Here is a 24,943-nt window from a genome sequence, read left to right on the forward strand (position 1 = left end):
TAAGGCAACGGCGCAGGGATCCGGGCGATCAGGAGCGTTGTCGCGAGATTTCCTACAGCGCCACAAATCCCTTTCGTAGCATGCATTTAACGCCTGAGGCCGCGAGATGTCTGTCGTGGAATACGGGGACAGTCCGGCGGCGATAAGTTGGCGATCCCCCTGAGGTTCTTACAGAATCGCGCTCTGCTCGAAGCGAGTAGCAATGAATCCGTACCTGTGCCAACAAGGGATCGACTATGGAAGAGTTAAGCAATCTCAAGAAACTGGAGTCGAATGCGCGCACCTATGCAGCGACCTTCCAGCAGCTGTTTGTCAGCGGCAAAGGCATGCGAGTCAAGGACGCCAACGGCCGGGAGTACCTCGACTGCCTGTCGAACGCTGGCACGCTGGCACTGGGTCATAACCCACCGGTGGTCCGCGAGGCGGTGATCGAATTTCTCAACAGTGATCATCTGCAGCAGGCCCTTGACCTGGCCACACCGGCCAAGCACGCCTTCGTCGAAGAACTGTTCGCGACGTTGCCCGCCAGCATGCGTGACAACAGCAAAATCCTGTTCTGCGGCCCCAGTGGCTCAGACGCGGTCGAAGCCGCAATCAAACTGGCCCGCCATTACACCCAGCGCTCGCCGCTGATGTCCTTCCACGGTGGTTACCATGGCATGACCGCTGGCGCATTGTCGGCCATGGGCAACCTCAACCCCAAAGCCGGCCTGCTGGCCCAGGGCACCCACTTCCTGCCCTTCCCCTATCGCTTCCGCTGCCCGTTCGGCACCGATGGCGAACATACCGACCGCCTCTCCATCGAGTACATCCGCACGGTACTCAGTGATCCGGAAAGCGGCGTGCCCAAACCGGCGGCGGTGGTGGTCGAAGTGATTCAGGGCGAAGGCGGCTGTATCGCGGCATCGGCCGAGTGGCTGCGCGCCGTGCGGGAGATCACCCGCGAGCTCGGCATCTTGCTGATTATTGATGAAGTGCAGACCGGACTCGGGCGTACCGGCAACCTGTTTGCCATCGAACATTCCGGGATAACGCCGGATATTCTGGTGCTGTCCAAGGCCATCGGTGGTGGCTACCCAATATCAGTGATCGTCTATGCCGAGCACCTGGATACATGGGGCCCAGGCATGCACGCAGGTACATTCCGTGGCAATCAGGTGGCGATGGTGGCTGGAGCTGCGACCATGCGTCATATCAAGGAGCACGACCTGGCAGGCAATGCCTCGCGCCGGGGGGAGCAGTTGCAAAGCGGGCTGGAAGATATCGCTCGACAGTTCCCGTTTATCGGCGATGTTCGTGGCCGTGGGCTGATGCTTGGCGTGGAGATCGTCAAACCGGCCAGCGGATCGCGTCCTGGGGCTGGCGATGGCGCACGTGCGCGAGCGATCAAGCTGGAGTGCTTCGACAACGGCATGATCATCGAAACGGGTGGACGCAGCAGCGCAGTCCTGCGCTTCCTGCCACCTTTGAACATTACCGAGTCGGAAGTAGGTACAGTTCTCGACCGCTTCGAACAGGCCCTCAGGAGCAGCAGCGCCGCACGGGTTTCCAGCGTCAGTGCGGTAGGCTGATCCCTCGCAAAAGCTTGCTCGGGAGGCTGACGCAGACGACAGACATTCGTTGCCTGCACCAGCCTCTTGCGAGCAGGATCCCTGCCCTTAAGCTTCCTGCGCCGACCTCATACGCCGATCTTTCTGACTCCGCCCGCAGGCACTTTTCAATGCGCGGTCGCACGCCCTTTTCCAATGGGCAGGACATCCTTGTCCTGCAATCCCCCTGTCAATCCCGTGCCAGCGCTTCGATCGGATCGAGCTGTGCCGCGTTACGTGCGGGTACGAAGCCGAACACGATGCCGATCAATGTCGAGCAGATGAACGCAGTGACAATCGAGCTCACGGAGAACACCATCTGCCATTCCTTGACCAGCAGTGAAAACACATAGCCGATCACGAACGACAGGCCGATGCCGATGACCCCGCCAATCAGGCAGACCATCACCGCCTCCACCAGAAACTGCTGACGGATATCCGCCTGGCGTGCCCCGACTGCCATGCGAATGCCGATCTCGCGCGTCCGTTCCGTGACCGACACCAGCATGATGTTCATCACCCCGATACCGCCGACCGCCAGCGAGATCACCGCAATCAACGACAGTAACAGGGCCAGCGACTGGCTGGTCTTCTGCACCGTTTGCATCACGCTGTCGAGGTTGTAGGTGAAGAAGTCCTTGGTCCCGTGACGCTTTTGCAACAGCTTGTTGACGTTGTCCTCGACCACCTTGCTTGGCTGTCCGTCCTTGACCCGCACGGTGATGCCGTCCAGGTAGGTCTGACCCAGAAGGCGTCCGGAGGCGGTTTCGTAGGGCATCCAGATATTCAGGTTCTTGCTGGTGTCGAAGATGTTTTTCTTGTTCTCGGTCACGCCGATCACCGTGCACGGCAGGTTACCCACCAGAATCACCTGGCCCAGCGGATCGACCTTGGGACCGAACAGGCGAATCCGCGTGTTGTGATCGATTACTACCACCTGTGCCTGCCGCCGGGCGTCATCCTTGTTGAACCCCACCCCCAAGCCCATTTTGGTGCCACGCACCTGGAACTAACTCGGGCTGACCCCGCTCACCGTCGCCGAGACGTCGATGTTGCGGTAGCGCACCAGCAGGTTGCGGCCGATATTCGGTGTGGCGCTGTCGATGTAGTACTCACTGCTCAACGCCGTCACATCGGACAGCGCCAGAGTCTGGATATCCATAGACTTGGTGTCGCCAAAGTCACTGCCGGGGAACACCTCTATGGTATTGCTGCCGATGGCCTGGATGTCCTTGAGCACATAGCGCTTGGCCCCTTCGCCGATCGCAACGATCGACACCACCGAGGTGATGCCGATGATGATCCCGAGCATGGTCAGCAGCGTGCGCATGCGGTGCGAGATCAGCGCCACCCACGCCATGACGAAGGCCTCCTGGAACAGGCCGATGTTGGCCATCAGCCGGTTGCCCTGCCTGGGTTTGCTCGGCAGGCGCTCGGTGGTTTTTTCGTTGACGATCGGACGGTCAGTGTTGACCCGGTCGGCGATGATCTCGCCATCACGCATTTCGATGATGCGCTCGGCGTGCGCCGCAACCTTCTCGTCGTGGGTTACCAGGATCACCGTGTGCCCGGCGCTGTTGAGCTCAAGGAGGATATTCATCACCTCCTTGCCGCTCACACTGTCGAGGGCTCCGGTGGGTTCGTCGGCCAGAATGATCTCGCCGCCGTTCATCAAGGCCCGGGCGATACTCACCCGCTGCTGCTGGCCGCCTGACAACTGGCTTGGCCTGTGCTCCAGATGCCCGGACAGTCCCAGGCGCTCAAGCAGCTTCTGCGCGCGTTCCACACGCATGCTTTTACCGGTGCCTGCGTAGATGGCCGGCATTTCGACATTCTGGATCGCCGCAAGGTGCGGCAACAGGTGATAACGCTGAAAAATGAAACCGAAGTGATCGCGGCGCAGCTCTGCCAGCTCATCATCGGTCAGCGTACCGGTTTCACGCCCGTCGACCTTGTAGCTGCCGCTGTTGGCGTGGTCCAGACAACCCAGCACGTTCATCAGCGTTGACTTGCCGGAGCCCGAGGCCCCGGTAATGGCAACCAGTTCGCCGGCATTGATCGTGAGGTTGATGTCATTGAGCGCGATGAAGTCCTTCTCGCCGGCGACGAAACGCCGGGTGACACCTTTGAGTTCAAGAAGAGCTCGACTCATGGTCAGGCCCCCGCTGTCGCTGGTGTGGCCGACGGTTCACCGATCACCACCTGGTCACCCTCGGCAAGGCCGCTCTTGATCTCGACCCGCACGTTGTTGTTGATGCCGGTCTGCACATTGCGGCTCTGGGCCTGGCCCTGCGCGTCCACCACGCGTACCGGGAAGCTGCCGTCGCCGTTCTTGTCGCCCAGGGCCGCAACAGGCACAGTCAATACGTCCTTGGCCTTTTCACGCACGATATGCACTTGGGCGGTCATCGAAATACGCAGACGGTGATCAGGGTTGGGGACGTCGAACAATGCGTTGTAGAACACCGCACTGTTCGGCTTGCTGGCGGTGCTGGATTGTGCATCCAGGAAGTTTTGCGGTGCTGGCTCCGTGCCCTTCAGCTTGGCGTAATAGCGTTTTTCGGCATCGCCGAGAATGGTGAAATACACCTCTTGCCCGGGGGTGATATGAATCACGTCGGCCTCGGATACCTGTGCCTTGACAGTCATGGTGTCCAGATCCGCCAACTTGAGAATCACCGGTGTCAGCTGGCTGGCGATCACAGTCTGACCTTCCTGCGTCACGATACCCACCACATCACCGCTGATCGGCGCGACGATACGGGTATAGCCCAGGTTGATCCTGGCGGTCTCGATCTGAATTCTTGCGTCGCGCACCTGTGCCTCCAGCGACCGCAGGTTGGCACTCCGGACCTCGAAATCCGATTGCGCCGTATCGAAGTCCTTTTGCGAGATTGCGTCATCCGCACGTAATTGCTTGTAGCGTTGGTAAATGGCTTTGGCGTCCTTGAGCTGCGCCACAGCCGCGTCTTTCTGGGCGATCAGGTTCTGTTCGTTGACCTGCGACTGGCGCAGAGTGTTCTGCAGCACCACGGGATCGATTTCCGCCAGCCACTGACCTTGTTTGACCTTGTCGCCCAGATTGACCTTCAGGGACTTGAGCTGGCCCGAGACCTGCGAGCCAACGTCAACCTGCTTGATGCCTTGCAGCACACCGCTGGCCAGCACCGAGTTTTCGATGTCGGTGCGTTCGACCTTGGCGGTCAGGTACTCCGGAGCCTTTTCCGGAGACTGGACGCTGTAGGCAATACCCGCTGCCAGAACCAGCAGCACGACAACGATGAGCACTTTGCGAAACTTCAACTTTTTCATAGAAAGCCACGAATGTGTTGAGAATTGACCCGGCGATGGACCGCCGGGCTTGAAGAAACGGCGTTATTGGCGGGGTAGCCACCAGTTCGCCAGATGCTGTACATGCTGCGCCTTGAGAATGGTGAAATGGTTGCCCGGCCCACGCCAGACAGTGAGATCCGGAGCACACTGGCGCCAGCCGCTGACCATCGCCTGCTGTTCACGCTGATTGCCCGCCGCATCCAGCACTGGGTCATCGGCCAGCACCAGACGCACCGGCCCGGAGTAGATCTGCGACGGTTGATAACGTGTGCGCAACGCCGTACCGAAAGCCCGCGCAGGCCCGCGCATCGCGTCCGGCGAAGAACGCTGCGGCAACATCCCTGCCCGCACCATCCCGGCATGCAACAAGCGCATCTGACCGACATCGTCCTGGGTCCGGAAGGCCGCACGATCGATGCCCAGCGACTTACCCGCAGCCAGTTCCATGGTCTCGATCAAACGTTCCAGTACGCCTATCGCGGTGTAAGGTTTGCCCACCACGCCGTTGCCGCCCGGTGACTCACTGTCGATCAGTGTCAGCGAAGCCACTTCGCGGCCACGTGCCGTCAGGCGCTGGGCCATTTCAAAGGCCACCCAGCCGCCGAACGAATGACCGAGCAGATGCACCGGCCCCTCGGGGTGAGTGCTGTCGAGTGCTTGCAGATACGCTTCGGCGGCGGTTTCCACCAGACTGTAAGGCACCGTGCGGCCATCCAGCCCGCGCGGTTGCAGCCCGTGGATCGGCCAGTGCGGGCCCAGTGCCTCGGCCAGGCCGATGAAACCGGTCACACTGTCCCCTGCCCCCGGGACACAGAACACGGGCGCATGATCGCGGCGTCCGCCCTGAATCGTCAGCAACGGCCGGTGGGCGTTGTCAGCACCCCGTGGCCGATCGGGCAGATCAGTCAACGCCTGGCTGATCGCCTGACCCAGGCCCTCGATATGTGGCGGCTTCATCATGCTCAAGTGATCGCCCGCGACCTTGATACTGCGCAACTGACTGACGGGCAGTACGCTATCCCAACCCAGGTAACCGCTGTGCTTCTGCGAGTTGGGTTCCCACTCACTGGCAGTGAACAGGTGCAGCGGCACGCTGTTGGGGTAAACCGTGTAATTGGCCTGCGCATGACCGTGAGCCACCTCTCGGTCGAGGTACTGGCAAAGACCCTCGTTCGTGTAGATGTCCAGCTCCGGCGGCAGCGCACCCTGCTCACGGCAGTGCTGCAGGAGCCCGGCGAAATCAAAGGCCTGCCGGTTTGCACGCACTCGCTCCAGGGCTTCCAGAGCCTGCGCGCATTCGCCTCGGGCTTTCCAGAACTGCTCGCAGTGTTCCAGCAGGTGCTGACGGTGGGCGGTCTGCAGGTCCCAACGCTCGCGACCCTGATCCACCAGGCGCGGCATGTAGGTGTCGAGCATGCCGATAAACTCCACCTCCTCGTCCATGCCCTCCAGCTGGATGGCGATTTCGTAGGCCAGAAGCCCTCCGAACGACCAGCCCGCCAGGCGATAAGGTCCGTGCGGCTGCACGCTGCGCATCGCACCCAACAAGCGCGTTGCCAGGCATTCCATGGTCAGCAACTGTTCCTGACCGAGCGGGATGCCGCTCAACCCGTAGACCGGAATGTCGCTGTCGATGTGTACCGCCAGCGCCGCGAAGTGCACATCCTGGCCGGTGAACTCGTGGACCAGGAACAGCGGACGCTGGTTGCCGGTGGTGCGCACCGGCACCAGTTGCTCATGAAGCTGCGTTGCAACCTCTTCGCTGCGGCTGCCCAGCAGGCTGGCCAGGGCCGCCACGCTGGCGTGCTGGAAAACGTCGGCCAGAGACACCGGCAAGCCACTCTGTACCAGTTGGTTGACCAGTCGTACCGCCATCAGCGAGTGACCGCCGAGATTGAAGAAGCTGTCATGACGTCCCACCTGTTGCAATTCAAGTACTTCCGCCCAGGCTTTCGCCAGACGAATCTCCAACTCCCCTGCCGGGGCTTCAAACGTTCGGCTCACGAACTGATCCGCTGTCGGCGTTGGCAGTGCCTGGACATCCACCTTGCCATTGAGCGTCAGCGGCAAGTCTGGCAGGCAGATGAATACGCTCGGGACCATGTATTCCGGCAAGCTGGCGCTCAGTTGTGCACGCAGAGCCTCTGGCTCGGGTGCTTCAACGTCAGCGTGCACGGTGTAGTAAGCCACCAGACGCGTGTCGCCCGGGCTGTCTTCGCGGGCCACTACCACGGAGTTACGCACGCCATCGCACCCATGCAGGCTGCTTTCGACTTCCCCGAGCTCCACACGGAAGCCGCGGACCTTCACCTGGCCATCATTGCGCGCCAGGTATTCGAGGTTGCCGTCCGGCAACCAGCGCGCCAGGTCGCCGGTGCGATAGAGACGCGCGCCCGCCTGCTGACTGAACGGATCGTCGCTGAAGCGTTCGGCGGTCAGTTCCGGGCGATTCAGGTAGCCAAGCGCGACCCCGACCCCGCCGATGTAGATCTCGCCGACGCTGCCCATCGGCACCGGCTCGCCGCACGCGTCGAGCAGATAGATGCGCACGTTGGCGTTGGGTTTGCCGATCGGCAGGCTCAGGGTTCCCGGCTGCACATCAAACACTTCGTAACGAGTGGCGCACGTGGTGCCCTCGGTCGGGCCGTAGCCGTTGAACAAGCGCACTTGAGACGAGTGCTCCCGTACCCGGCGGAACGACGCCGGATCCGCCCGTTCGCCACCGCACTCCAGCATGCGCAAGCCTGCCAAAGCTTCGGGAATCAACCCGGCATACAGATTGAACAACGCGGTCGAACTGAACATCACCGTCACCGCATGGCGTTTGAGCAAGGCCGCAAAGGCCGCCGGCTCAAGCAACACGGAAGGCTCGACGATTATCGACTGGCCGCCGTTGAGCAAGGCACCCCAGATCTCCGGGCTACTGGCGTCGAACGCTGGATTGGAAGAAAACGCCACGCGGTCATCGGCACGGAAGTCGTAGTTGTCCCGCACCAGCCGCACAATGCCGTTGTGGGTCACGATCACGCCCTTGGGCAGGCCGGTGGAGCCGGAGGTGTAGATGATGCACGCCGGGGTCTCGCCTGCAGCTTCATCTGCAAGCACGACTGGCCCTTGGCTCAACGCTGATAGATCCAGGGTGTCCAGATCGAGTCTCTGTGTCAGGTCAGGTGCCGTCAGTTCGCTGCGGGTCAGCAACAGGGTTGCTTCGCTGTCCTCGAGCATGAAGCGCAGACGCTCTTCGGGAGCCAGGCGATCCAGCGCCAGGTAAGCCGCGCCGCACTTGAGTGTGGCCAGCATACTGGTCAGCAGTTCCACCGAACGATCCAGCAGGATCGCCACTCGGGTTCCCGCGTGCACGCCGTGTTGGCGCAAGTGCTGAGCCAGGGCGTTGGCGCGGCTGTCGAGTTCGGCGTAGGTCAGCGTCTGCTCACCCTGACGGGCCGCAAGCACCTGAGGTCGAGACGCTGCATGCGCCTCGAAAAGGCGATGCATCAACTGGCCCTCAGGGTAAGCGCGGTCGGTTGCATTAAGACCGGTCAACAGATGCTGACGCTCGACTGCATCCACCAATGGAACGTGTTCCAGTATGTGTTGTTCATTGGCGACCATAGCTTCCAGCAAGCGCTGGAAATAGCCCAGGTAACGGTCCATGGTGCTTTCGTCGAACAGCGCCGTGGCGTATTCCAGCGTGCCGATCAACTGATCGCCGACCTCGGTCATGTCCAGCACCAGATCGAACTTCGCCGTGTGGTCGTTTACCGCTACGCCTTGCAGGTTCATGCTGCCGAGCGACAGGTCGGACGTTTCGTTGTTCTGCCAGGACAGCATGGCCTGGAAGATCGGGCTGTGGGACAGGCTGCGTTGCGGACGAACCACCTCGACCACCTGTTCGAACGGCAGGTCCTGGTGGGTCTGCGCTGCCAGCGTCTGACGCTTGACCTGCTGCATCAACGCTTCGACGCTGGGTGCGCCGGACAGATCGACGCGTATCGCCAGGGTGTTGACGAAGAACCCGATCAGGTCCTCCACTTCGGCACGCACGCGGTTGGCCACCGGTGTACCGATCACCACATCGTCCTGGCCGGCCAGACGCCCCAGCAGCGAGGCCCATGCGACCATTACGGTCATGAACAGGGTGCTGCCATGTCGCTGGCTCAGGGCCTTGAGGCCGCTGGTCAGCTCTGCATCAAGCACCAGGCTGCGAACGTTGCCGCTGTAGTCCTGTTGTGCCGGGCGTGGCCGGTCGGTTGGCAAGGTCAGCAAGGCTGGCGCGCCACCCAGGGCCTGCTGCCAGTACTGACGCTGTTGCTGCAGCACTTCGCCGCTCAGCCAGTTGCGCTGCCACACGGCATAGTCGGCGTATTGCACCGGCAAAGCGGGCAGCGGATCCTCGGCACCGGCACTGAACGCCGCATAGAGCGCACTCAGCTCGCGGGTCAGCACATCCGCGGACCAGCCGTCGGAGACGATATGGTGCATCGTCACCAGCAACACATGATCGTCCTCGGCCATGCGCACCAGGCGTCCCCGTACCAGCGGACCGTTGAGCAGATCGAAGCCCTCGTTGGCCTCTGCAGCGGTGATGGCGAGCAGTTGCTGTTCAGCATCCGCCTGCTCGGTCAACACCTGCAGTTGCAGGCTGAAACCGATATCGGCAGGAGCGATGCGCTGCACCGGATCCTGGTCCTGCTCTTGCACAAAGGTCGTACGCAGCACTTCGTGGCGGGCGACGATACGGTCCAGCGCTCGCTCCAGCGCAGGGTTATCCAGAGTGCCACGCAGACGCAGCCCTGCCGGAATATGGTAAGCCGCGCTGCCGCCTTCCAGCTGCGCGAGGAACCACAGACGCTGCTGAGCAAACGACAGCGGCAAGGCCTGATCACGGGACACCGGCACGATAGGCGGCTGGCTGCTGCCTTTGGCGTCGGCGAGTATGCGTGCCATGGCTGCCAGTTCCGGCTGGGCAAAGATATCCGCCAGGCCCAGCTCGACGCTCAACTGCTGGCGCACTTGGGAAATCAAACGCATCGCCAGCAGCGAGTGCCCGCCCAGTTCAAAGAACTGGTCGTGACGGCCCACCTGTTCCAGATCGAGCAGGTTCTGCCAGATCTGCGCCAGCGCCAGCTCTGTGGCCCCTTGCGGCGCCACGTGTTCGCGGCTGGCAAAGGCATCGGCTTGCGGAGCCGGCAACGCCTTGCGGTCGAGCTTGCGGTTCGGCGTCAACGGCAGTGCATCAAGCAGCACAAACGCGCTCGGCAGCATGTACTCGGCCAGTTGCGGTGCCAGTTCGGCGCGCAGACTGGCGGCATCCAGGTTCGCTTGTGGCTGTGCAATCACGTAGGCCACAAGACGTTTTTCACCAGGAGTGTCTTCCCGAGCGATCACCACCGCTTCCTTGACCCCGGCGCAATTGCCCAGGCGGGCTTCGATTTCGCCCAGTTCGATCCGGAAACCGCGCACCTTGACCTGGAAATCGTTACGCCCCAGATATTCAATGCGGCCGTCAGCCATGTAGCGTGCCAAATCGCCGGTTTTGTACATCCTGGCATCAGGGCTGCTGCTGAACGGATCCGCGAGGAAACGCTTGGCGTTGACCTCGGCAAGGTTCAGGTAGCCGCGTGCCACGCCATCGCCACCGATGAAGATCTCACCAGCCACGCCATAGGGCACGGGCTGCTGATGGGCATCAAGCAGGTAGATGCGGGTGTTGGCCATCGGTTTGCCGATGGTCGCGTTGCCACTGCCTTCGCTGCCGGCCACAGCATCATGGCTGACATAAGCCGCGGTGCAAGAAACGGTTGCCTCGGTCGGACCATAGGTGTTGATCAGGCGAGTATGCGCCGGGCGCACCTCATCCCAGAGCTTGAGCTTCTGCGCCGACAGCGCATCACCCGTGACGTTGATCAGGCGCACCTCGGCCAAGCGTTGTTCGGCAGCCTGAGGCTGGTTGTGCCACTCGGCCACCAGCGTGTGCCAGTGCGCGGCGGTCAAGTGCAGGACCGTCGGATGAATGCCGTGAGTTTCAAGACCTTCGTTGCCGAAGATCTCGCGGCTCGGAGCCAGGGTGGCACCCGCCAGCAAGGCCGGGAAGATTTCCTCTACCGACAGGTCGAAGTTCAGGGTGTTCTGTTGCAGCACGGTGTCGGTTGGCGCCAGGCCAAAAAGCCGCGCCGCATCGACGCTGTAGTTGACCAGGCCGCGATGTTCGATCATCACGCCCTTCGGATTGCCCGTGGAGCCCGAGGTGTAGATCACATACGCCAGGTTGCGCACGCTGAGGGCTTCCACCACCGGGTTGTCGTCACGCTCGGTAAAGGTGGCGCGCTGATCGCCGTCGAGCAACACCAGTGGCAAGGTCAGGGTCGGCAAGCGCTTGCGCAGATCACGCTGGGTCAGCAACGCCGCTGGCTGGCTGTCGGTGATCATGTAAGCCAGTCGCTCGGCCGGATAGGCAGGGTCCAGCGGTACATAAGCCGCCCCTGCCTTGAGCACACCGAGCAGGCCGACCATCATTTCCACACCGCGCTCGACGCAGATCGCCACCCGGTCGTCCGGGCCGATGCCCAGGCCGATCAGGTGATGAGCCAGACGGTTGGCCTGACGGTTCAATTCGGCATAGCTCAGGCGCTGCGCCTCGTGGACCACGGCGATAGCGTCGGGCTGTACCTGGACCTTTTCTTCGAACAGCTGGTGAATCGTGCAGTCTTGCGGGTAAGGCACATCGGTAGCATTAAGGTCGACCAGCAGATGCTGGCGCTCCGCCTTATCGAGCAGCGGCACCTGCTCCAGCAACTGGCGGTCGTCGGCGACCATGGCTTCCAGCAAGTGCTGGAAGTAGCCCATGTAACGCTGCAGGGTGCTTTCGTCGAACAGTGCCGTGGCATATTCCAGCGTGCCGATCAGCTGATCGCCGACCTCGGTCATGTCCAGCGTCAGGTCGAACTTGGCCGTATGGCCAGCCACTGCGACGCCCTGCAGGCTCATGTCGCCAAGCGCCAGATCGGATGCTTCGTTGTTCTGCCACGACAACATGGCCTGGAAAATCGGGCTGTGGGACAGGCTGCGTTGTGGGCGAACCACCTCAACCACCTGTTCGAACGGCAGGTCCTGATTCGCCTGGGCGGCCAGGGTCTGCTGTTTGACCTGCTGCAACAGGCTTTGGACGCTCGGTGTCCCCGAGAGGTCGACGCGCACGGCCAGGGTGTTGACGAAGAACCCGATCAGGTCCTCCACCTCGGTACGCAGGCGGTTGGCCACCGGCGTACCGATGACCACGTCGTCCTGACCGGCCAGACGTCCCAGCAACGCAGCCCATGCGGCCATGACCGTCATGAACAGGCTGCTGCCATGACGCTGGCTCAGCGCCTTGAGGCCACGCGTCAGGTCGGCGTCGAGGACCAGGCCGAGCAACTGGCCGCTGTAGTCCTGTTGCGCCGGGCGTGGCCGGTCGCTCGGCAAGGTCAGCAAGGCCGGCGCGCCGGCCAGAGTCTGCTGCCAGTACTGGCGCTGTTGCTGCAGCACGTCGCCGCTCAGCCAGTTGCGCTGCCACAGCGCGTAATCGGCGTATTGCACGGGCAATGCTGGCAACGGATCCTCGGCGCCTTGGCTGAACGCTGCATAGAGCACGCCCAGTTCACGGGTCAACACGCCAGCGGACCAGCCGTCAGAGACGATGTGGTGCATGGTCACCAGCAAGACATGGTCATCATCGGCCAGGCATACCAGACGTCCACGCACCAGTGGGCCGTTGAGCAGATCAAAGCCCTCTTCGGCCTCTTCTGCGGCGATGGCGAGCAGTTGTTGTTCCGCGTCGCCCTGCCCGGTCAGCACCTGCAGTTGCAAGTTGAAGCCGATATCGGCTGGAGCGATGCGCTGCAGCGGATCCTGGTCCTGTTCCTGTACAAAGGTTGTGCGCAATGCCTCATGGCGCGCAACGATACGGTCCAGCGCGCGCTTCAGTGCGTCCTGATCGAGCCTGCCGCGCAGACGCAGACCGGCTGGAATGTGATAAGCCGCACTGCCGCCGTCCAGCTGTGCGAGGAACCACAGGCGTTGCTGGGCAAACGACAGCGGCAAGGACTGATCGCGGGACACCGGCACGATGGGCTGCTGGCTGCTGCCGGCAGCGTGTGCCACTACCTGAGCCAGCGCCGCGAGTTCCGGCTGGGCGAAGATGTCCGCCAGGCTCAGCTCGACGCCCATGCGCTGACGCACCTGGGAAATCAGGCGCATTGCCAGCAGCGAGTGCCCGCCCAGTTCGAAGAAGTGGTCATGACGCCCTACTGCTTCCAGGTTGAGCAGGTTCTGCCAGATCTGCGCCAGGGCTTTTTCGCTGGTGCCTTGCGGGGCGACATGTTCGCGACTGGCAAAGGCGTTGTCCGCTGGAGCTGGCAAGGCCTTGCGATCGAGTTTGCGATTCGGTGTCAGCGGCAGTGCATCAAGCAGCACGAACGCACTTGGCAGCATGTACTCGGCCAGTTGCGGCGCCAGTTCGGCGCGCAGTCTGGCGCGCAGTCTGGCGGCATCCAGGTTTGTTTGTGGCTGGGCGATCATGTAGGCCACGAGGCGTTTTTCGCCGGGATTGTCTTCCCGAGCGATCACCACCGCTTCCTTGACCCCTTTGCAGCTACCGAGACGCGCTTCGATTTCGCCCAGTTCGATACGGAAACCGCGCACTTTGACCTGGAAGTCATTACGGCCCAGGTATTCGATACGGCCGTCGGCCATGTAGCGTGCCAGGTCACCGGTCTTGTACATCCGGGCATCAGGGCTGTTGCTGAACGGATCAGCGAGAAAGCGCTCGGCGTTGACCTCTGCAAGGTTCAGGTAACCGCGTGCCACGCCGTCGCCACCGATGAAAATCTCACCGGCCACGCCGTATGGCACCGGCTGCTGATGGGCATCGAGCAGGTAGATGCGGGTGTTGGCCATCGGCTTGCCGATGGTCGCGTTGCCGCTGCCTTCGCTGCCGACCGCAGCGTCGTGACTGACGTAGGCCGCGGTGCAGGACACCGTCGCTTCGGTCGGCCCGTAAGTGTTGATCAGGCGAGTGTGTGCCGGGCGCACCTCATCCCAGAGTTTGAGTTTCTGTGCTGACAATGCGTCACCTGTGACGTTGATCAGGCGCACCTCGGCCAGGCGTTGTTCAGCAGCCTGCGGCTGGTTGTGCCATTCGGCGACCAGGGTGTGCCAGTGCGCGGCGGTCAAGTGCAGGACGGTCGGGTAAATGCCGTGATTTTCAGTGCCCTCACTGCCGAATATCTCGCGGCTTGGCGCCAGAGTGGCACCGGCCAGGAGTGCCGGGAAGATCTCCTCCACCGACAGGTCGAAGTTAAGGGTGTTTTGTTGCAGCACCGTGTCGCTCTGGGACAGGCCAAACAGCCGCGCCGCATCGACGCTGTAGTTGACCAGGCCTCGGTGTTCGATCATCACGCCCTTCGGATTGCCCGTGGAACCCGAGGTGTAGATCACATACGCCAGGTTGCGCACGCCGAGTGTCGGTACGACCGGGTTGTCATCACACTCGACGAAGCCCTGGCAGTGCTCGTCGTCGAGCAATACCAGCGGCATCGACAGTGCGGGCAAACGCTCCTGCAAGCCGCGCTGGGTGAGCAACGCCGCCGGCTGGCTGTCGTTGATCATGTAGGCCAGGCGCTCGGCCGGGTAAGCCGGGTCCAGCGGTACATAGGCGGCACCGGCTTTGAGTGTACCGAGCAGCCCGACGATCATTTTCACTCCGCGTTCGACGCAGATCGCCACTCGATCATCCGGACCGATGCCCAGGCTGATCAGGTGGTGAGCGAGACGATTGGCCTGGCGGTTCAGTTCGGCATAGCTCAAGCGCTGCGCCTGGAAGGCCACGGCGATGGCGTCGGGCTGTGCCTGGACCTTTTCCTCGAACAGCTGATGAATCGTGCGATCTTGCGGGTAAGGCACGTCGGTAGCGTTAAGGTCGACCAGCAGATGCTTGCGCTCCGCCGTATCGAGCAGTGGTACGTGTTCCAGCACCTGGCGGTCATCGGCGACCATGGCGTGCAGCAAACGCTGCAGGTAGCCCAGATAGCGTGCGATGGTGCCTTCATCGAACAACGCAGTGGCGTATTCCAGCGAACCGAACAACTGACCCTGGGCTTCGCCGATGTCCAGCGAGAGATCGAACTTGGACAGCGTATGGCCCGCGCTCAGGCTTTCCAGTTGCAGATCGCCAAGGGCGAAATCCCCACCGCCCATGTCCTGCCAGCTGAGCATGGCCTGGAACACCGGGCTGTGCGACAGGCTGCGCACCGGCTTGATCACTTCCACCACCTGCTCGAACGGCAGGTCCTGATGGTCCTGGGCGCCTAACGTGTTGGTCTTGACCTGCGCCAGCAGCGTTTCTGCCGTGGGCTTGTCGCTGAGGTCGACGCGGATCGCCAGGGTATTCACGAACAGGCCCACCAATCCTTCGGCTTCGCTGCGTGTGCGGTTGGCCACTGGCGTGCCGATGACCACGTCGTCCTGGCCGGACAGCCGCCCCAGCAGTGCAGCCCAGGCGGCCATGAGGGTCATGAACAGGGTGCTGCCGTGACGTTGGCTCAATGCCTTGAGGCCGCGAGTCAGGTCTTCGTCGAGCACGATGGGCAGCACCGCGCCGGTATAGTCCTGCTGTGCCGGACGCACCCGGTCGGTGGGCAACATCAGCAGCGCCGGAGCGTCTGCCAGGGTTTGCTGCCAGTAGTCGCTTTGTTGCTGCAGCAGATCGCCGCTCAGCCAGCGACGCTGCCACACCGCGTAGTCCAGGTATTGCAGCGCCAGTGGCGCCAGCGGGTCGTCCTGGCCCTGACTGAATGCCGCGTAGAGCGCCGCCAATTCACGGGTCAGCACGCCAATTGACCAGCCATCGGAAACGATGTGGTGCATGGTCAGCAACAGGGCGTGATGGTCCTCGGCCATACGGATCAGGCGGCCGCGGATCAATGGGCCCTGTTCCAGATCGAAGCTTTGCAGCGACTCCTCACTGGCCAGTGCCTGAAGCTTCTCTTTGGCATCCACCAGCCCTTGCAGATCGTGCAGTTGCAGGTTGAAGCCGGCATCCGCCGGGCTGATCCGTTGCAATGGTTGTTCGTCATCGCCCTGAATGAAGGTGGTGCGCAGACCCTCGTGGCGCGCCACGATACGCTCCAGCGCTCGTTGCATCGCCGCGCGATCCAGTTCGCCCCGCAGGCTCAGGCCGACAGGCATGTGGTAGGCCGCACTGGCACCTTCCATCTGGGCGAGGAACCACAGGCGTTGCTGGCCGAACGACAATGGCCAGGCCTGATCGCGTGCCACCGGTACGATATCCGGCAGGATGCTGCGTCCGGCCTGGGCGATGGCCAGTGCCAGTGTGCTCAGTTCGGGGTGGGCAAACAGCGCGGCCAGGCTCAGTTCGACGCCCAGTTGTTGGCGAATCTGCGAAATCAGGCGCATCGCCAGCAAGGAGTGACCGCCCAGCTCGAAGAACTGGTCGTGACGGCTGACGTGTTCAACCTGGAGCAGGTCGCTCCAGATTTGCGCCAGCAGGGTTTCGGTTTCGCCTTGGGGGGCTTCGTAACCACGACGGATCAGTGCATCGGCTTCCGGTGCTGGCAGTGCCTTGCGGTCCAGCTTGCCGTTCGGCGTCAGCGGCAGTGCGTCGAGCAGCACATAGGCTACCGGGATCATGTAGGCCGGCAGTTGCTCCTGCAGCCAACCGCGCAGGCTGTCGATGTCTGTCGAAGCTTGCTCTGCGCTCAGGGTGTAATAAGCCACCAGACGCTTGTCACCCGGAACATCTTCGCGAGCAGCCACCACTGCTTCATGGACGGCCGGGTGTTTGGCCAGTCGTGCATCGATCTCGCCCAGTTCGATACGGAAGCCACGGATCTTTACCTGATCGTCGTTACGACCCAGGTATTCGATATTGCCGTCTGGTAGGTAGCGCCCCAGGTCTCCGGTGCGGTACATGCGAGCCGCTGGCTGTTCGCTGAACGGGTCCTTGAGGAAACGTTCGGCGGTCAGGTCGTCACGGTTCAGATAACCCCGTGCCACACCGGCACCGCCAATGTAGATTTCACCCGCAACACCCAGTGGCGCAGGCTGCTGTTGCTCGTCCAGCAGGTAAAACTGTGTATTGCCCACTGGTTTGCCGATGTGAGCTGCGAAGCCGTCTTCGCGGTTCATCGCCACCCAGCTTGAGTAGGTGGTCGTTTCGGACGGGCCATAAAGGTTGCACAGACGCTGCACACCAGTCTTCTCGAACAGCGATTCGACCAAGCTGCGCTTGAGCGCTTCACCTGCGACGTTGACGGTATGGACCGATTTCGGCAGTCCATCGACTTCCAGCAAGGCCTTGAGCGCCGACGGTACGGTGTTGATCAGGCCGATATCGTGGTCGCCGTGTTGCACTTCCAGAACATCTTTCACCAGATTGATGCTGCCACCCGACGTCAGTGGCGCGAAGCACTCGTAAACCGCGAGGTCGAAGTTCAACGAGGTGGAGAACAGTGTTTTTTCCAGCGCAGAGCCGTCGAAAGCCGTGTGCGCCCAGGTCAGGAAGTTAACGGTGTTGCGGTGTTCGATCATCACGCCTTTCGGCAGGCCGGTGGAACCCGAGGTGTAGATCAGGTAGGCCAAATGCGCCGAAGTCAGCCCCGGCACCTGCGGATTCTGGACGGATTGGTCCTGTCAGTTGCTCAGATCAAGATTGATGACAGGTACTGAAACGTCCGCCAGCAAGCCCTGAGTAGCGTTTTGCGCCAGTACTGCGGCCGGAGCGCTGTCCTGCAACATGTAGGCAATTCGTTCTACCGGATACGCCGGGTCGAGCGGCACATAACCGCCGCCCGCCTTGAGGATCGCCAGCAAGCCGACGACCATATCCGCACCGCGTTCAACACAGATACCGACGCGGGAATCCGGCTGTACACCCTGCTTGCGCAGGGCGTGGGCCAGGCGGTTGGCCTGCTCATTAAGCTCGCGATACGTCAGACGCTGCTCGCCGTGGACCACAGCGAGCGCCTGAGGCGTGCGTTCGACCTGTGCCTCGAACATCCCATGGATGGTCTGCTGTTGCGAGTATTCCAGCGCGGTAGCGTTCAAGCCATACACCAGATGCTCACGCTCCGCGGCCGACAGAACCGACAAGCCTGCCAGCGACATCTCGCCGGAATGCTCCAGTGCGCTGACCACATTCTCCAGAGTGGTCTGCACATACGCGCAGACGCGTTGCGCGTCGATGCTGGCACTGGCTTGAATCGTTAAACTGAAGCCCGTTCCCTCATCGTTTACTGAAAGGGTCAGCGGATAGTTGGTGCGTTCTTCGCCACGCAGGCTTTCGATACCTTGCCAGGCGTCCAGTGTCTGCTGGTTGACCTCAGCGGCGAGATGTCGGTAGTTGAGCAAAGCGCTGAACAGCGGCGTCGAAGCGGACACGCCACTGCAACGCTGGGCCAGTACCAGCGAGGCGTGTTCATGGGCAAGCAGCCCACTGAGCCTGGCGTGGGTAGCCTTCAGACTGTTGCGCACGCCCTGCTCGCCCAGCGTGACACGCAACGGCAAGGTATTGATGAACATCCCCAGCGCCCGGTCAGACCCGGCACCGCCTTGCAGGCGGCCAAGCAATACAGTGCCGAAGACCACATCATCTTTGCCTGACAAGGCGCCCAGAACACGAGCCCATGCCAGGTGATACAGGCTGGCGGAGCTGACCCCGAACTGACGGGCCTGCAAGCGCAGGCGGCGGCTCAGGTCCATGTCGACCTGTAGGCGTGCTTCCTCGATACCGCGCCCGTCGCCCTGCACGTCCTGCAGGCCAAACGGCAGCGTCGGTTCATCGATATCACCGAGCATGTCGCGGAAAAACGCTTCGTGCTCTTCTCGGCTCACGCCGAGCATGGCCTGCGCTACGTAATTGCGATAAGGCACGGACGGTGGCAGAGAGGCTTGCTGTCCGAGCATGTATGACTCGATTTCGCTGGTGAGAATGCGCAGCGACGTGGCGTCGTCCACCAGGTGATGGAACAGCAGCATGCCCAGCCAGCGGTCGTTCTCCGCGTCATGTGCATAACCGATGCGTAGCATCGGTGCCTGACGAATGTCCAGACGCGTGTGGCGAGGGTCCAGACGTTCCAGCAGTTGTTCGGCGATATCGCCATCGGCAGGGTCAAGTATCAGCTCATCCAGGCCCAGAGGTGCTTCACGCCAGACCACCTGCACCGGGGCGTCGAGACGCTCCCAAAGCACGGCGGTGCGCAGGATATCGTGCCGTGCGATCACGCCTTGCAGTGCCTGGGCGAAACCCTGCAGACGCTCGAGGCTGTCAAAGGCAAACAACGCGTATTGCAAATACGGGTCACCTTCGACCGCAGCAAGGTGGTGATACAAAATCCCTTCCTGCAGGGGCGCGAGGGGGTAGATATCCTGCACGTTGGCCAGACCGCCAGGCACGCTTGCCACCACGCGGTCGATATCATCCTGGCTCAGCGCTGCCAGAGGCAGCATGTCCGGGGTGATGCGCTCGCAGTTGGCGGGAATGAGGTTGGCGGGTACTTCCAGTGCCCCCTTGCCGCCTACCGCTGCTGCCAGGGCAGACAAGGTCGGCTGACTGAACAACACGCGCACGTCGGCAACCAGATCGATCTGGCGCATCCGCTCGATCAGTTTGACGGCCAGCAGTGAGTGGCCGCCCAGCTCAAAGAAGTTGTCATGACGACCGACCTGCTCCAGTTGCAGCAGGTCTTGCCAGATCCGCGCAATGGCCATCTCAGTGTCGTTTTCAGGCGCTGCATAGCCACGACTGGCCACCGCCGAACGGTCGGGCACCGGCAAAGCCCTGCGGTCGAGCTTGCCGTTGGCCGTCAGTGGCAACTCATCGAGTTGCACGTAGGCCGCGGGCACCATGTGCTCCGGCAATGCACCGTGCAGATGCTCGCGCAGGCTTTCGATGTCCAGCAGGCTTTCCGGTTGCTGCGTCGTGACATAGGCCACCAGACGCTTGTCGCCGGGCACATCCTCACGGCACAGCACCACGGCATCGCGGACGTCCGGATATTCAGCCAGACGCGCTTCGATCTCGCCCAGTTCGATACGGAAGCCACGAATCTTGACCTGTTCGTCGTTGCGGCCCAGGTATTCAAGGCTGCCATCGGCCAGCCAGCGTGCCAGGTCGCCGGTACGGTACAGGCGCGCACCCGGTGCAGTGCTGAACGGGTTATCGAGGAAACGCTCTGCCGTCAGTGCTTCACGGTTCAGGTAGCCACGAGTAACACCGGCACCGCCCACGTACAACTCGCCGATCACGCCTGTCGGCACGGGTTCGCCATGGGCGTCGAGCAGATAAAGCTGCAGGTCCGGGATGCGCTTGCCGATCGGGCTGGCACCGACGCGCTGGGCGTCTTCGGGCTGCAACGGGTAATAGGTCACATGCACTGTGGTTTCAGTGATGCCGTACATGTTCACCAGTTGCGTGCCAGCGTTCACGCTGCAGGCGTACCACGGCTTGAGCATCGCCGTTTCCAGCGCTTCACCGCCGAAAATCACCTGACGCAGCGAATGTGCCTGAGTGTTTTCAGCCTGGGCAGCAATCAGTTGACGGAACGCACTTGGCGTCTGGTTGAGCACCGTCACCCCGGCACTGCACAGCAGCGTGTAGAAGTCTTCCGGCGAGCGGCTGACCAGTTGCGGGACGATCAACAGACGGCCGCCGTGCAGCAAGGCGCCCCAGATTTCCCAGACCGAGAAGTCGAAGGCGAACGAATGGAACAGCGCCCAGACATCCTGTTCATTGAAACCGAACCAGTCTTCGGTAGCCGAGAACAGTCGTGCAACGTTGCGATGCTCGACCATCACGCCCTTGGGCAGACCGGTGGAGCCCGAGGTATAGATGACGTAGGCAAGGTCAGCGGGCTTGACCGGTACTTGCGGATTGCAGACGGATTCGTCCTGCAGGTCGGCATCGTCGAGATAGATCAGCGGCACTTCGCAGACAGGCAACGTCTGCTGCACCGACTGCTGGCTCAACAACGCGACCGGCGCACTGTCACCGAGGGTATAGACCAGGCGCTCCAGCGGATAAGCCGGATCCAGTGGCACGTAACCGGCGCCGGATTTGAGAATACCCAGCAAGCCAATGATCATCGCCGGGCCGCGTTCGACGCAGATCGCTACCCGATCATCCGGGCGAACGCCGAGGGCCAGCAGGCGATGTGCAACCTGGTTGGCACGGGCGTTGAGTTCGCCGTAGCTCAGGGTCTGCTCTTCGAACACCAGCGCCACGGCATTCGGCCGCTCTGCTGCGCGGGCTTCAAATTGCAGATGAATCGGTGTCTCGCTTGTATAGGTATTGCCAGGTTCGTTCCACTGTTCGAGCAACTGCTGCCGCTCGCTGTCCGGCAGGATCGAAATAGCGTGCAACGGTGTCTGCGGCGCCTGCTCAAGCGCGTTGACCAGATTGCTCAATGTTTGCAGCATGTAGGCGCAAATCCGGGCGCCGTCGATCAGCGGTATGGTCTGTACGGTCAACAGGAAGTCTTCGCCGCGGTCATCGACGTTGAGGGTCAGTGGATAGTTGGTGCGTTCTTCATCGCCCAGTGCTATTGCCTGCATGCCATTCCAGGCCGTCAGCGTTTCATCGGTCACGGCAACGCTGGTGTGGCGATAGTTGAGCAAGGCGCTGAACAACGGCGCCGGTGCGACCACGCCACTGCAACGTTGGGCCAGCGCCAGAGACGCGTGTTCATGCCCGAGTAATGCGGTCAAGCGCCGGTGCGTGGCCTTGACCCCGTCACGCACGCCCTGTTCGCCCAAGCCCACACGTAGCGGCAAGGTGTTGATAAATACGCCCAGCGCTCGCTCCGAGCCTTCGCCACCTTGCATCCGGCCCAGCAGCACGGTGCCGAACACTACGTCGTCACGCCCCGAGGCCTTACTCAACAGCTGCGCCCAGGCCAGGTGGACCAGGCTGGCGGCACTGACTCCCAGTTGACGGGCCTGGGCCCGCAAACGACGGCTGAGCTCCAGATCCACCGGCAGAAAGTCTTCTTCGATGTCATGACCGTCACCTTGCACCTCCTGCAAACCAAACGGCAGCGTCGCCTCGTCAACATCGCTCAACATGTCGCGGAAGAACACCTCATGTTCCTCCTGACTCATGCCCAGGCGGACCTGAGCAATATAATTGCGATATGGTGCCGCCAGGCCCAGTTGAGCCCCCTGCCCCAGCAGGTAGGCCTGCATCTCATGGCGCACTACTTCCAGCGTTGTATGGTCCATGACCAGGTGATGGAACTGTAACCAGCCCAGCCAGCGCTGGTTTGACTCATCCCAGGCATGTACAAGACGCATCATCGGCGCCCGACGAATGTCCAGACGGTGGCGGCGGGAGTCGAAACGCTGGTGCAACTGTGTCGCGACATCGCCGCCTTGCGGATCTGGGTCGAAGCTTTCGCGCATCAGCAACGCCTGACGCCAGACCACTTGCATCGGTTCGTCCAGTCCCTCCCAGACCAGTGCAGTGCGCAGAATGTCATGGCGCTGGATCACGAACTGCAAGGCGCGGGCAAAGTCGTCGACATGCTCCTGGCTGTCGAAGGCGAACAGCGATTGCAGCAAATACGGATCTCCGCGCTCAGCGCTGAGGTGGTGATAGAGGATGCCTTCCTGCAACGGCGCCAATGGGTAGATGTCCTGCACATTTGTCACGCCGCCCGGCACGCTGTCGACTACCTTATCGATCTGTGCCTGGGTCAGGTCGGCCAGTGGCAGCAATTCAGGCGTAATGCGTTGGCAATCCTCGGTAATCAGATTGGCTGGCACCACGATGTCCGTGTTACCGCCGACTGCGGCCGCCAAGGCGGACAACGTCGGCTGGCCGAACAGCACGCGCACGTCAGCGCTCAAACCCAACTGGCGCATACGGCCAATAAGGCTCACCGCCAGCAGCGAATGACCGCCCAGCTCGAAGAAGTTGTCGTGACGGCCGACCTGAGCAACGCCCAGCAGGTCTTGCCAGATGGCTGCGATCTGCGCTTCGGTTTCACCTAGTGGGGCTTCATAACCCCGGCTGATCAGTGCATCGGCTTCAGGTGCTGGCAAGGCCTTGCGGTCCAGCTTGCCGTTCGGGGTGAGTGGCAGTGCATCGAGACGTACGTAGGCCACCGGGATCATGTAGGCCGGCAATTGCTCCTGCAGCCAGCCGCGCAGGCTGTCGATGTCTACCGAAGCCTGCCCTGCGCTCAGGGTGTAATAAGCCACCAGACGCTTATCACCCGGAACATCTTCGCGGGCGTTGACCACCGCTTCGTGTACGGCCGGGTGTTTGGCCAGGCGTGCATCGATCTCGCCCAGCTCGATACGGAAGCCGCGGATTTTCACCTGATCGTCGTTACGGCCGAGGTATTCGATATTGCCGTCTGGCAGATACCGGCCAAGGTCGCCGGTACGGTACATGCGTGCCGCAGGCTGTTGGCTGAAAGGGTCCTTGAGGAAGCGTTCGGCAGTCAGGTCGTCACGGTTCAGGTAGCCACGGGCCACGCCAGCACCGCCGATGTAGATCTCACCGGCAACGCCGAGTGGCACAGGCTGTTGCTGTTCGTCCAGCAGGTAAAACTGTGTATTGCCGACTGGCTTGCCGATGTGAGCTGCGAAGCCGTCTTCACGATCCATAGCCACCCAGCTTGAATAGGTGGTCGTTTCGGATGGGCCGTAGAGGTTGCACAGGCGCTGCACGCCGGTTTTTTCGAACAGGTTTTCCACCAGGCTGCGTTTCAGCGCTTCACCGGCGACGTTGACCGTGTGGACCGATTTCGGCAGTCCATCGACCTCCAGCAAGGCCTTGAGCACCGACGGTACGGTGTTGATCAGGCCGATATCGTGCTCGCCGTGTTGCAGTTCCAGCACGTTTTTGACCACTTCGATGCTGCCGCCCGAGGTCAGCGGTGCAAAGCACTCGTAAACCGCGAGGTCGAAGTTCAGCGAGGTGGAGAACAGCGTTTTTTCCAGCGCAGAGCCGTCGAAAGCCGTGTGCGCCCAGCTCAGGAAGTTAACGGTGTTGCGGTGTTCGATCATCACGCCTTTCGGCAGGCCGGTCGAGCCCGAGGTGTAGATCAGGTAGGCCAAGTGCGCCGAAGTCAGCCCCTGTACCTGCGGATTCTGGACGGATTGGTCCTGCCAATCGCTCAGATCAAGATTGATCACAGGTACTGAAACGTCGGCCAGCAAGCCCTGAGTCGCGGTTTGCGCCAGCACTGCGGCCGGAGCGCTGTTCTGCAACATGTAGGCAATTCGTTCTACCGGATACGCCGGGTCGAGCGGTACATACCCGCCGCCCGCCTTGAGGATCGCCAGCAACCCGACGACCATCTCCACGCCGCGCTCTACACAGATCCCGACCCGCGAATCCGGCTGAACGCCCTGCTTGCGCAAGGCATGGGCCAGGCGGTTGGCCTGCTCGTTAAGCTCGCGATACGTCAGGCGCTGTTCGCCGTGGACGACCGCAAGAGCCTGCGGCGTAAGCTCGACTTGTGCTTCGAACAGCCCGTGAATGGTCTGTTCGTGCGGGTAATCCAGCGCGGTGTCGTTGAAATCCACGAGCAACTGATCACGTTCGACAGCTGGTAGAATCGACAAACCCTGCAACGGCGTTTCTGGCGTCTGCTCCAGTGCCGTCAACAGGTTTTCCAGTGCCGTGTGCATATAGCCGCACACACGTTGCGCACCGATTGACGAATCCACCAACGCCGTCAGGCTGAACCCATCGGCCAGATCATCGACGTTCAACGTCAATGGGTAGTTGGTGCGTTCTTCGCCGCTGAGGACCGCAATGCCCTGCCATGCCTGCATGGCCTGGTCAGACACACTGCCGATCCCGCTGTGGCGATAGTTGAGCAGCGCGCTGAACAGCGGCGCTGGCGCGGCAACACCGCTGCAACGCTGGGCCAACGCCAGCGAGGCATGTTCGTGACCGAGCAAGGCAGTCAAGCGCTTATGAGTGGCCTTTACGCCGTCGCGTACGCCCTGCTCGC

The 24,943-nt window shown here is 61.9% G+C and carries 2 protein-coding genes and 2 pseudogenes; 1 reads left to right on the forward strand and 3 read right to left on the reverse strand.

Annotation, left to right across the window (positions count from 1 at the left end; all coding sequences use genetic code 11):
• The first annotated feature begins 236 nt into the window (after positions 1–236).
• The gene (locus tag PCPL58_RS15465; protein WP_065349829.1) at positions 237–1,571 is read left to right on the forward strand and encodes a diaminobutyrate--2-oxoglutarate transaminase family protein; all 1,335 of its coding nucleotides are present in this window, start codon (positions 237–239) and stop codon (positions 1,569–1,571) included.
• A 208-nt stretch (positions 1,572–1,779) separates the two neighbouring features.
• On the opposite strand, the pseudogene PCPL58_RS15470 reads toward PCPL58_RS15465, so the two are convergent.
• From PCPL58_RS15470 to sypC, 3 genes and pseudogenes are all read right to left on the reverse strand, one after another.
• Positions 1,780–3,741: pseudogene (locus tag PCPL58_RS15470) on the reverse strand (MacB family efflux pump subunit).
• Between the two features lie 2 nt (positions 3,742–3,743).
• Positions 3,744–4,901, reverse strand: a complete 1,158-nt coding sequence (macA, locus tag PCPL58_RS15475) for a macrolide transporter subunit MacA (protein ID WP_060707782.1) — start codon at positions 4,899–4,901, stop codon at positions 3,744–3,746.
• A 63-nt stretch (positions 4,902–4,964) separates the two neighbouring features.
• Positions 4,965–24,932, reverse strand: a pseudogene (gene sypC / locus PCPL58_RS15480) (syringopeptin non-ribosomal peptide synthetase SypC); the annotation flags it as partial.
• Between the last annotated feature and the right edge of the window lie 11 nt (positions 24,933–24,943).

Source organism: Pseudomonas cerasi, assembly GCF_900074915.1.
Classification (GTDB): Bacteria; Pseudomonadota; Gammaproteobacteria; order Pseudomonadales; family Pseudomonadaceae; genus Aquipseudomonas; species Aquipseudomonas cerasi.